The 11,584-nt window shown below is 41.6% G+C and carries 13 protein-coding genes and 1 pseudogene; 8 read left to right on the plus strand and 6 right to left on the minus strand.

Annotated features, from left to right (window positions below; all coding sequences use genetic code 11):
- The 4 genes from ACTXGO_RS05280 to ACTXGO_RS05295 form a co-directional block, all read left to right on the plus strand.
- The coding region (locus ACTXGO_RS05280; protein ID WP_443573591.1) for a DUF1365 family protein at positions 1–567 on the plus strand (567 nt) is incomplete at its 5' end.
- A gap of 72 nt (positions 568–639) precedes the next feature.
- On the plus strand, positions 640–2,088 hold the full coding sequence (locus ACTXGO_RS05285; RefSeq protein ID WP_443573593.1) for a class I SAM-dependent methyltransferase: 1,449 nt from the start codon (positions 640–642) through the stop codon (positions 2,086–2,088).
- A gap of 148 nt (positions 2,089–2,236) precedes the next feature.
- The gene (locus ACTXGO_RS05290) at positions 2,237–2,662 is read left to right on the plus strand and encodes a DUF2177 family protein (protein WP_317198610.1); all 426 of its coding nucleotides are present in this window, start codon (positions 2,237–2,239) and stop codon (positions 2,660–2,662) included.
- A 141-nt stretch (positions 2,663–2,803) separates the two neighbouring features.
- Entirely contained in the window at positions 2,804–3,364 is a 561-nt protein-coding gene (locus ACTXGO_RS05295; protein ID WP_435949317.1) for an acyl-CoA thioesterase, read from the plus strand.
- A gap of 93 nt (positions 3,365–3,457) precedes the next feature.
- Here ACTXGO_RS05295 and dps read toward each other — a convergent pair whose 3' ends face one another.
- Positions 3,458–3,940: a DNA starvation/stationary phase protection protein Dps gene (dps, locus tag ACTXGO_RS05300; protein ID WP_317198608.1), complete on the minus strand. Its 483-nt coding sequence runs from the start codon at positions 3,938–3,940 to the stop codon at positions 3,458–3,460.
- Positions 3,941–4,378: 438 nt separating this feature from the next.
- On the opposite strand from dps, the gene uvrB reads away from it, so the two are divergent.
- Positions 4,379–6,490, plus strand: a complete 2,112-nt coding sequence (gene uvrB, locus ACTXGO_RS05305) for an excinuclease ABC subunit UvrB (protein WP_435949316.1) — start codon at positions 4,379–4,381, stop codon at positions 6,488–6,490.
- Between the two features lie 39 nt (positions 6,491–6,529).
- On the opposite strand, the gene ACTXGO_RS05310 is transcribed toward uvrB, so the two are convergent.
- Complete coding sequence (locus tag ACTXGO_RS05310) at positions 6,530–6,973, minus strand: hypothetical protein (protein ID WP_443573595.1); 444 nt, start codon at positions 6,971–6,973, stop codon at positions 6,530–6,532.
- Between the two features lie 24 nt (positions 6,974–6,997).
- The gene (locus ACTXGO_RS05315; protein ID WP_443573596.1) at positions 6,998–8,269 is read right to left on the minus strand and encodes a chymotrypsin family serine protease; all 1,272 of its coding nucleotides are present in this window, start codon (positions 8,267–8,269) and stop codon (positions 6,998–7,000) included.
- Between the two features lie 386 nt (positions 8,270–8,655).
- On the opposite strand from ACTXGO_RS05315, the gene ACTXGO_RS05320 reads away from it, so the two are divergent.
- Positions 8,656–9,036, plus strand: a complete 381-nt coding sequence (locus tag ACTXGO_RS05320) for a hypothetical protein (protein ID WP_317198604.1) — start codon at positions 8,656–8,658, stop codon at positions 9,034–9,036.
- A gap of 74 nt (positions 9,037–9,110) precedes the next feature.
- The gene (locus tag ACTXGO_RS05325; protein WP_435949314.1) at positions 9,111–9,479 is read left to right on the plus strand and encodes a hypothetical protein; all 369 of its coding nucleotides are present in this window, start codon (positions 9,111–9,113) and stop codon (positions 9,477–9,479) included.
- Positions 9,480–9,591: 112 nt separating this feature from the next.
- Here ACTXGO_RS05325 and ACTXGO_RS05330 read toward each other — a convergent pair whose 3' ends face one another.
- From ACTXGO_RS05330 to ACTXGO_RS05340, 3 genes are all read right to left on the minus strand, one after another.
- On the minus strand, positions 9,592–9,981 hold the full coding sequence (locus ACTXGO_RS05330; RefSeq protein ID WP_443541982.1) for a hypothetical protein: 390 nt from the start codon (positions 9,979–9,981) through the stop codon (positions 9,592–9,594).
- A gap of 72 nt (positions 9,982–10,053) precedes the next feature.
- Positions 10,054–10,458: a DUF6122 family protein gene (locus ACTXGO_RS05335; RefSeq protein WP_443541981.1), complete on the minus strand. Its 405-nt coding sequence runs from the start codon at positions 10,456–10,458 to the stop codon at positions 10,054–10,056.
- A gap of 128 nt (positions 10,459–10,586) precedes the next feature.
- Positions 10,587–11,102 (minus strand): hypothetical protein, encoded by a 516-nt coding sequence (locus ACTXGO_RS05340; RefSeq protein ID WP_435949311.1) that lies wholly within the window; start codon positions 11,100–11,102, stop codon positions 10,587–10,589.
- A 267-nt stretch (positions 11,103–11,369) separates the two neighbouring features.
- Here ACTXGO_RS05340 and ACTXGO_RS05345 point away from each other — a divergent pair.
- Positions 11,370–11,584: pseudogene (locus ACTXGO_RS05345) on the plus strand (single-stranded-DNA-specific exonuclease RecJ); the annotation flags it as partial.

Genomic DNA, 11,584 nt, shown 5'->3' on the forward strand with positions numbered 1-11,584 from the left:
GAGCGTCTGACTCAAGCCTTTGTGACTCAAACAGGTAGCAAGCCTACAGGCGATATGATGGGTATGCTTGTGTGCCGTAATGCAGGATTGTATTTTAGCCCAGTCAATTTCTATATAGGCTTTGATAGCAAGCAAACCCCTACGCACTTATTGGCAGAGGTTTCTAACACCCCTTGGGATAAGCGTCATTACTATGGGTTTTTATTACAAGGGCAAGAGACCGAATTTTGCCATGACAAAAACTTTCACGTCTCACCCTTTAACCCCATCGATCAGCTCTACCGCTGGCAGGTGAAAGTGACTGATCAAGATGACGACTGCTTGCACGTTCGCATTGCGATCGATATCAGTGACAGACGCGGTGAGGTGCTAAAGACTGGTATAAAAATGTCAGGCGTGCCAATGACGACGCGATCGATACAGCATAGCTTACGCAAAAACCCGCTAATGAATATGACCTCATTGACCCGTATCTACTGGCATGCTTTTAAATTATTTGCTATCAAAAAAGTGCCTTATATTAATTATGATGAAACGCTTGCTGATAGTAAGCAAGGGCGTGAATAAAGTAGCAAGGACAGTAAGTATTATAAATAACCCCTTTATCTCTCTGCAACTGTATGAAAGGATGATTAAACGATGTCAGTACGACCGACCGAACGTCAGCCGACGACCCGATTAGAAAAGATCAATGCCCGCATGAGCCAAACGCTCAGTGACAGCGCTATCTTACAACCTGTCAATAAAGGCATGAATAACCTAGCTCGAAAGGCAATATTTCAAGCGCTCAAACGCGTTCAGTTCGGCGGTATTACCATTATTGAAGCGTTTACGCAGTCTATCGATACGCATAGTTTCGGTGATAAATCTTTGAGTCTAAAAAGTAGCTCAGCAGTAGGGCGTCATGCCCTGCATGTGACGTTGAAGATCCATGATATCAGTGTCTATCGTCAGCTATTGTTTGGCGGCTCTATCGCCTTGGCAGATAGCTACATCAATGGCGAATGGGTCACCGATGACTTAACGGGGTTGATACGCTTAGCGGCGCGTAACTTAGCCGTACTCAATAAATTAGAGAACCGATTTGCTGGCATTAGTAAAGCGTTTGAAAAAGCCAAGCATCAGCTACGTAGCAATGATCAGTCTGGCTCTAAGTCTAATATCTTGGCGCATTACGATTTGGGCAATGATATGTATCAGCGCTTTTTAGATGAGACCATGATGTATTCATCTGCTGTTTATCAAAACTCCGAGGCGACCCTGAGCGAGGCGCAGCAGCATAAGCTTGAGCTGATCTGCAAGCGCTTGCAACTGACAGCCAACGATCACGTCATTGAGATTGGTACTGGTTGGGGCGGTTTTGCTATTTATGCGGCCAAAAATTACGGCTGCCATGTTACCACGACGACGATATCTGACGCTCAGTACGATGAAGCCAAGGTGAGAGTAAAGGCTGCGGGCCTGTCAGATAAAATTACTTTGCTCAAACAGGACTACCGTGAGCTGACAGGGCAGTATGACAAGCTTGTCAGTATTGAGATGATCGAAGCGGTTGGTCATGAGTATTTGCCAACCTTTTTTGCCAAGTGCAATAGCTTACTTAAACCAACAGGGCTTATGGTGCTACAAGCTATCACCTTTAATGATCAAAACTATGAAGACTATATAGATTCCGTCGATTTTATTCAGACGCATATCTTTCCAGGTGGTTGCCTATTGTCCAATCAAGAGCTAAATACCCAGTTTACTAAGCAGACAGATATGGTCATCAAGCAATTGCATGATTATGGTTTTGATTATGCGCACACATTACGCGACTGGCGCATAGCCTTTATGTCGCAGCGTGAAGAGATCAAAGCTTTGGGCTATGATGAAGCCTTTATTCGTCTGTGGGAGTTTTACTTTTGCTACTGCGAGGGTGGATTTTTAGAGCGCACTATTGGTGTGGTGCAGCTTACTGCAGTCAAACCTGACAACATCGATATATTGCATTTTTCTGATTCGCCTGCAGCTGATTTGATAAACAAGCCTACTGACACTACAACAAACCTGCGCAGCGCTCCTAGCACTGCGGCTGCGTTTGGCTAAAAGTACACTACTGAGCGTTTTACCAGATTTACAATTAAATGACCTAAAGCTATAACGATTACTAAATCTATATACATCATATTAAAGTACAGTTAAAGCATAAAAAATAATTAGGACCTGTGTTTGGTTATTACAAAAGGATATTATTATGGGCTATACATTTGTTTATCTAGTTGCTGTTGCTATGTTCTTAGGCGTAGATTTTGTCTGGTTATCAACGATGAAAGGGCTGTTTTATGAGGAACGTATAGGTCATCTGTTGGCGGATGAACCTAATATGATGGCGGCAGCTGTGTTCTACATGTTCTATATCTTAGCGCTATGCATTATCGTCCTTTATCCGCAGATAAAAGCGAACGCCTCTATCGGGCACATTTTCTTATTAGGTGGTTTACTTGGCTTGATGGCTTATGGTACTTATGACTTTACTAATCTTGCGCTATATAAAGGGTATACACTTGATACTGCTTTGGTAGATTTTACTTGGGGTGGCTTTTTAACAGGTACAGTGAGTGCTGGCACGGCTTGGTTGGCTTATCGCTTTAACTGGCTAAATAAGACGGCATCAGCTTAGGTGTTTGAGCTACAGATATGAACGGTTTAATTTAGGTTAAGCCGTTTTTTTGCTGTTATCAATTTGCACTAGATATCCGCCTGCTGTATAACTGACAGATAAATTTTGCAACGATAAACGTTACAACGACCAAGGACAACTATGGCTCAATCTAATACCTCATCTACTGCCAAAAAAGCACCGCTAAACCATGAGCTTTATATGTCGATACTAATGACGCCTGATATGGCAAACTTCATTGGTAATGTTCATGGTGGCGACTTACTTAAAATGCTCGACCAAGTCGCTTATGCTTGCGCCAGTCGCTACAGTGGTAACTATGTGGTGACCCTGTCCGTTGATCAAGTAATGTTTCGTGAGCCTATTTATGTCGGCGAGCTCGTTACCTTTGCAGCCAGTGTCAACTATGTCGGCACCACTTCGATGGAAGTAGGCATACGAGTAGAAGCAGAAGACGTGCGCGCACGTACAGTCCGTCATACTAACAGCTGCTATTTTACGATGGTAGCTATCGATGATAATGGTAAACCTACGCCAGCCCCGCCGCTTGATCTAAAAGATCCTATGCGTCAATGCCGCGCCGATGCAGCGCTTGAGCGTAAACAGTTACGTATGCAAAGCTCACACCGTCCCAGCTGTGATCTGGACGCGCCAGTCGAGAATCCGACAGCTATGCAAAAGCAGGACAGCAAAGATTTGTAGCATTTTTATAAATAGCGATAAGAACGATTAAGCATAAAAAAAGGTCACTTATAAAGTGACCTTTTTAAATTAGACATACGTGTTAATTATAAGTTATTTCTTTGGTGCATTAGCACCGATGAACCATGCATCTTTATCTACAACGCGGCTTACCTCAGTTAGCAAATCAGCGGTATCTTCATCGCCTGCGTCACCCGCAGTATCGATCGCTTCACGTAGCGTTTCAGCAATTTTCTTATAACGGTTAGTCAGCTCACGAACATGCTGATCCACTTCTGTAATATCAGTGGGATAAGTTTCTAATATTGAATCTTCAGCGACGCGTTTAGAGATACCGTTTGCTTTGCCGCCCAAAATGACAATACGCTCTGCTACAGTATCAAAGGCTTCAGTTAAACGATCATAGGTGTCATCTAGTAACTGATGCACACCAATAAAGCCAGTACCTTGCAGATTCCAATGGCACTGCTTGGTGTCCATGCTCAGATCCATCAAGTTTGCTAGGTTTGAATTAAGTAGGTCTACCATTTTTTTGGCAGTGTCGTCATTGATTCCACTCGCGTAACGTTCTCTCATATTATGCTCCATTATTTATTAGAATTTAGATTATTTATTTAGCTTAACTGATTTCGATTTGGGTGTTGCTCAATTTCAGTATCTATACTAACAGTTTGAATTGATGATTGAACCCTAGACTATTAGGCTTTGTTGAGTGGTCATGTAATAGCTTTGTTAATCGTGAAAAGCTTTGTAAATATATCGTCTAGCGTGTAAGTTTTATACCCAAATCTTGATCGATATAGAGGGGGTGAATCAATACGTCTATCCTCTATTCGTCTACAAATCAATCAAACAGCGCTTACTAAGTAACCTTCAATAAACGACTTCTGAATACTTAGCACAAATAACACGTTGTTTTAGCTCTTTTTGCTAAGTAAGACTTGGTGTAAATAGCCTTTAAAAATAGTGCTAAAACCCCATAATGTTATAAACCTATTGAATAAGACAGTTCTTATGCGTATGCCTGAACCGCGCTCGTCGCGTCAGTTAAATCAATTGGCCTCTCAGTTACAAGGCGAAGCTGAAATTGTTGGTGTCAATGCGTCTGGAACGCAAATATCGAGTCGCGCCTTTGAGATGGTGACTGACTTTGAGCCTGCAGGCGATCAGCCGCAAGCCATCGATAAGCTCGTCAAAGGGATTAATAGTGGTATGGATGAGCAACTGTTACTTGGCGTGACAGGCTCAGGTAAAACTTACACTATGGCAAAGGTCATATCCGAGTGTCAGCGCCCAACGATCATTATGGCGCATAACAAGACGCTGGCGGCGCAGCTATATGGTGAGTTCAAATCGTTTTTCCCGAACAACGCCGTTGAATACTTCGTCAGTTATTACGATTACTATCAGCCTGAAGCCTACGTCGCGGCATCCGATACCTTTATCGAAAAAGACAGTGCTATCAATGATCATATCGATCAGATGCGCCTGTCAGCCACCCGCGCGCTGCTTGAGCGCCGTGATGCAATCATCGTCGCTTCGGTCTCTTGTATTTATGGTCTGGGTGATCCTGAGAGTTATCTTAAGATGCTGCTCCACATTGTTGTCGGTGACAAAATAGATCGCACCGCAACGATCAAGCGTTTGGTTGAGATGCAATATACTCGTAACGAGCTGGACTTTGGGCGTGGTACGTACCGCTTGCGTGGTGAGCTACTTGATATTTATCCAGCTGAGTCTGAGCAATTGGCAGTACGCGTGCATCTGTTTGATAATGAAGTTGAAAAAATTACTTGGTTTGATCCGCTAACGGGTAAGACCGTGCGTAGCGTGCCGCGTATTACTATCTATCCTAAGTCACATTACGTCACCCCGCGTAATAAGTTGGATGCGGCTAGTATCACTATTCGCGAAGAGCTTGAGCCGCGCCTTGAGTATTTTCGCGATAATAACAAACTGATTGAAGCGCAGCGTCTTAAAGAGCGTACCCAGTATGATCTTGAGATGATACAACAGCTCGGCTACTGTAACGGTATCGAGAACTACTCACATCATCTCTCTGGTCGTCCGTGGGGTGAGGCGCCGCCAACACTGTTTGATTATATTCCAGAGGATGCGCTGCTGTTTATCGATGAGTCGCACGTTACCGTCTCGCAAATTGGAGCAATGTATAAAGGCGATCGCTCGCGTAAAGAGAACTTGGTCAATTACGGCTTTCGTCTGCCTAGTGCGATGAACAATCGACCTATGAAGTTTGAAGAGTGGGAGCGTATCAAACCCAAGACTATTTATGTGAGTGCGACGCCTGCACTGTATGAGTATGAGCACAGCGAGCAAGTGGTCGAGCAGGTCGTGCGTCCAACGGGACTTATTGATCCTGAGATTGAGATACGTCCCGTGCTGACCCAAGTCGATGATGTGTTATCTGAGATTACCAAGCGCCGCGAACTTGATGAGCGTGTGCTGATTACCACTTTGACCAAGCGTATGTCCGAGGATTTGACCAGTTATCTTAAAGAATACGATGTCAAAGTCGCCTATCTGCACTCAGACATTGATACCGTTGAGCGTATGCAAATCATTCACGAACTGCGTACAGGCGTGCATGATGTTTTGGTCGGCATTAACCTCTTGCGTGAGGGTCTAGATATGCCCGAGGTGTCACTGGTGGCGATATTTGATGCCGATAAAGAGGGCTTTTTGCGCTCAGAGCGCGCGCTGATTCAGACCATTGGTCGCGCCGCGCGTCACTTAAACGGCAAGGCCATACTCTATGCCGATCGCATCACGCCAAGTATGCAAAAGGCGATAGATGAGACCGACCGTCGCCGCGAAAAGCAAGTGGCATTTAACCTTGAGCACAACATTACGCCAAGGGGCGCGCGCCGCAGTATCACGGACAAGATCGATACGGGTGATGATCTGGACGCTAACGACAATCAAGCGATTCCGGTCAAGAGCAATCTGCCAGATGTTGATATCAGTATTTTACGCAGTCCTGATCTGCTCGCCAAAGAGATCAAGCGCCTAGAGAAACTTATGAAGCAGTTCTCTCGTGATCTCAAGTTTGAGGACGCCGCAAAAACCCGTGACAAAGTGCTAGAGCTAAAAGCGCATCTGCTTTAGGTGTTTTAATCGGGGCGCACCCTGTGCCCAAACCTGTGTTTATTTATCTACACTGAAAAAATAAATGATGTTTTCTTGTATGCATCTATTTAAAGGTTTGGTAACGAAAAAAGAAGCTTCATCAGACTTTAATATTTCTCCTACAGTGCCACCGCCCTCTATTATATCTCCAATTTGAAAGACTTTACCATCTACAGTTAACGCATGATTATTTAAATCGAAGGTTGTAGTGCCATGTTCAAATATCGGGTTCATTATATAAGTACCATTATAAGCCAGTAGACAGCCATCTTGATACAATAATGTTGCAGATGTTGCAGAAGCTATTACAGGTGTTTGAGGATCTCGAGGAGGATAGCTAAAAAATAAACCAGCTCCTAGTTCAGTTTCGCTATAAGCACTAGGTACACTCGTGGTTTGGTAGCCTGTGGTCAATAATGTTGAAGCAAATAACACCACTATAACGTATATTGTTTTAGTCATTGGGCAATATCCTTTTACTAAATCTTAATATGGAGTAGTTAATAACTGAGCACCCGTATAATGAACAAACCTTAGAGGTGAGTACATTAGAGCAGCATTGCCGCTATTGCTTACTACGCATGAACTTGCTATTCCATATGGCACAGAGCCATAAACTGGTCCCCCACTATCTCCTACTAAACAATTCAGTCCCTTACGTTCAATCCTAACAAAAGTATTGCCACAAGGTAAAGATGATGCGCATCCTTTATTGGCGCCACCAGATGCCGAATTATTAAAATTCGCATAGGCAACATCTATTACATTGCCACAAGAAGTCCCCGTTGTCCGACCGTAATGACATAAATATGTGCCAACTTGGGCGCTTCTATAGGGATAAGCTTCTTCTGTATAGCTACTGATATCTGGATAATAGTATGGCAACGCTTTTACTGTTTTATCATTTGTCTCAAAAAATGCAAGATCATGATATTTACCAGAATCAGGATTTGTATCGTATCCTGTCAAGGTTAGCTGGTGTATCTCATTATTTCGACCGACATAACGTGATTTTGTGCCAAGTTCCTTATTGAGCGTTCCACAATGGGCAGCTGCGATGACGCCAGCTACACCATTCTTTGTGGCTGGAAAGCCAGCTGTACACATAGGCTTGTTCGGATAAGAAGAGCTAACTGGTGATGTCTCCAAGAATCCCCCACCGATAAGGCTTGTTGTTTTGACAGGACCATCATCGAATACTATCTCTGTTTCCATTCCTGATAATTTACTTAATTGCTGGTTGTTCAACCAAGACTGTTTTTTTGAATCATCAGGTTCATACACATAAATGGAGATTATATCTTTTCTTGGGTTATAACCTAAACCTTGTATACCTTCGATACTTCTCATTAATCTTGAACTTTGATTTTGCAAAATATTTTCAATTGACTTAAAGTTTCTAGGAGAATTGGCAACAACATCTATAGGTAGCTTATATCTTGCTGAAAGTTGATTAGATAAGGCTAGAACATCTTTTTCTAATCGTCCTTTCTTAGAGGTGCGAACTACAAGTTTGAATTCGTTACCCTCGTTATCAAAATATATTCCTGCAATGTCATCTCCAAATTTTCCTTTTATTAGGCGGATAATTTCTTCTTGATCAGCCATGATTTTTAATCTGTAAGTCGCCTCCTGTATCGTAACATTATAGCTTTTAGAGTATTCAACAGCAGCCTTCTCAATGAAAGTATCATTTGCATTAACATTGAATGAAAAAGTAGAAAATGTGAGAAGTAATAAGATAGAGTATTTATACATATTTTCTTTACATTTGTTTGGTCATTTAATTGTAAATTTAATAATACATGAATAATTTTCTAAAATAAATTATTTCCTTACTATTTGTTCAAATCAAATGACTATATGGAATTTAAGATAAATTGTAAGTTTAAAATAATACGAAAATTCTACTGGGATTTTTAAGTTTGAAAATGGCCATATAGAGATGCTTAGTCGAATTTTAAATGGGCTATTTTTAAGGGTTTACTAGCTTATATAGAATTTATTCCTTACCAACCATAAACGTACCTTTACACATCACATCTTAAAATTTTTCAGTTTCTCTTATAGGCTTAATAAGTACCTTTTAGAGCTACTTAAGCTTATTAAATTTATAAATTTTAACCCATAAGGATATAACTATAATGGACGTTACATCGTTATTCAAAAAGGGAGTAGAAAAACAACTACTTGATGTAGATGATTATATTTTTACGCCTGAGCGCATTGATATGGTGGTAGATGAGGGCAACCTGAACTGTGTGCTTAATAGCGATGGTTCAGTCAATATTTTTTATAGCAAAGAAGGTATCACTGACGTGAGAGCTGCTGCACGCAAGCATCCTTTTACCGATTTTGATACCGAGCTCCATCATGGTATTTATGACGATGTCATCGAAGATTTGATCGATGGTGTCAATGAGATTATCAATAGTCATTCTAAGTACTTTCGCATGAATAAAGTGTTACCTATGACTGCCGCTTTAGGTGACACTGACTTGATAAGCGAGAACGACAAGTACTAATAAGTAAGTACTAGATTTTAATGAATAGTTATCAAACCAGTTAAGAGATTTTAGTAGTCATTTGGAGCATTATTATGGATGTCGCAGCACTGTTTAAAAAAGGCGTAGAAAAAGAATTACTAGATGTTGATGATTACATCTTTATACCTGAACGTATGGATATCGTCGTCGATGAAGGCGATCTGGTTTGCGTATTAAATAGCGATGGTAGTGTCAATATATTCTATACCAAAGAGGGCATTACTGACGTAAGAGCGGCTGCGCGTAAGCATCCTTTTACCGCTTTTGATACTGAATTGCATCATGGTATTTATGATGATGTTATCGAAGATTTGGTTGAGGGCGTTAATGATATTATTAATACCAGCTCAAAGTACTTTCGGCGCAGTAGAGTATTACCCGTTGCTATGCAGCCTGAACCAATAACTCAAAATCATATCTAAACTTTACTGGCGCAATCTCAGTCATATTACCTAAAAAGCACCCCATACGCTAAATTGACGTATAGGGTGCTTTTTTAGTTTTGTATATTTTAATAGTATCTTGACTAGCGGCTTATGGCGTAACGATACTGCCATAGCAGCTTTGTAGTGACTTTGCGACCACTCGTGCGACTAGCTGCGTGCGGTAGCTTGCATCAATAGCGGCATTACCTAGCTCAACGATAGTTACTTGCTGCGGGGCTTGTTCGCTAACGCAGCCACATACTCGAGATTTGACCGCTTCTTCTTGAGCCTCGGTCATAGCGGCACTCGCAATCTGCCACGTCTTTTGACTCTCGATTTGACTGCGGCACTGATTGTCGATAGCGGCTTTGAATACGTTCATGCCGATCTCATTAGCTGCTCCTATAGCGTCACCTGAATTGTTGGTTCCACCCGTTGTGGTACAGCCTGCAAGTGCAAAAGCTGTAAGCATCGTAGCTGACAGTAATAGTTTTTTCATAACAGTATCCTTTAGGTATTAATAAATAAGCACTAGCGCATAATAACTGATCTTATGACTAAAAGTGCGGCTCTAATACTTAAAAACATCGCTTATCTTTATTACTAAATCAACAGTAGATGCATTATTTAGACATTCAGGACACTTTAAGTAGGTGAGCACGCAGTCATTTAAATCAGTTATCATATGTAGTATGAGTCCGAGTCCAATTATCCTAAAAGGTCTACTCATGAATAACATCGCCAAGTAGACGATCATAGCGTAGTAAGTATGGAGAGGATGAAAGTTGATACTACAGCGATTAGGCGAAAATATTGGCGTGGCTAGTAAATGGTCTAAATCAACGAGCATAGTAGCAAGCAAAATTAAATAGACGCGTTTGTAGTCTTTACGGAAGAATACGTAAGCTATGGGTAGCGGCAGACCAAAATGCAAAAAGTAATGGATAAGCGTCTGATTCATTGCTTTTGGGTTCAAATAGACATGAGCGCTCAGTATAGCGCTAATTAGTAATCAATTGCCGCTCGCAACAAACAAAAAACCAGCTAAGACATAAGGTCCAAGCTGGTTTTGACAGATAATAAGATAGTTGTACTTAGTAGTCTCTAGACATTTTTACTATGCTGCTTTGACTGAATGTCTTTTGCTAACTTATAGCACTCATCGACATGATCGGTAGCGATTTTTTTGAAAATAGTATAGCCCATAGTCGCGGCAACCAATTGACCACCTAATGGAATAAACTTGGTAACTTGCTTAGCAGCAATTCGACCACCAAAACCCTGAATGGTCTTTTTAACGATACCACGCGTAGCCATAAGACCTGCAAAGTCTACTGTACGATCTTTTAGGGCTTTCCAATGAATCTCACGCGACTCAAGATCAACTGCTGACTGACGGCCTTCAATGAGACCAAAACGTTCGCTAATCTCTGGAATGAGCTGAGTGAGCATACCTGCATCAACAGCTACGTCAAAAAAAGGCACTGGTATGACTGCCACGCCAGCTGAATATTTAGCGCGTTTTTTGACCAATTTATAGCAGTCTTTTTTGATTTGTTCTAAATCTAAATTTGGGTCAATGGTATTAGGAAGTTTTTCAGCTTTTGGCGTCGTTTTCATAAAATATCCTTTTAAGTTACACAATTATTAATACATATATAGAAGTAATTTGCTGCCTAACAGTGTAGTCAATTATGAGCGTTATACCATTATAGCTTTGTAGCGAAATGCAGAATATTGGCTTAAGATTGCACAGTTTTTGTAAATACAATGACCTATTTTAGGTCTATCTCATTTACGGTAATACCAATTAGTTAAAGTCACAGCACTAGAGCGATATCTATAATTATCATTGTGACCCTTTATAAAAGCCAGTAGAATACGCTCATGCTAAATTTAACTCCCCGTTATACGGGTACTCGCATCGACGAGCTACCCGCCGCACTGCAGCCACTTGCTGCTCACTCTTTTACTCTGGCCAGACTATACGCAGGTCGCGGTATCACTGCGCCTGATGAGCTAGAGACTGGCCTTTCGGGTCTACTGCCAGCAGAGCATTTGCATGGTGTTAGTCAAGCCGTTCGTCTCTTAGATAAAGCTAT

This window comes from Psychrobacter sp. T6-1, from assembly GCF_052258445.1.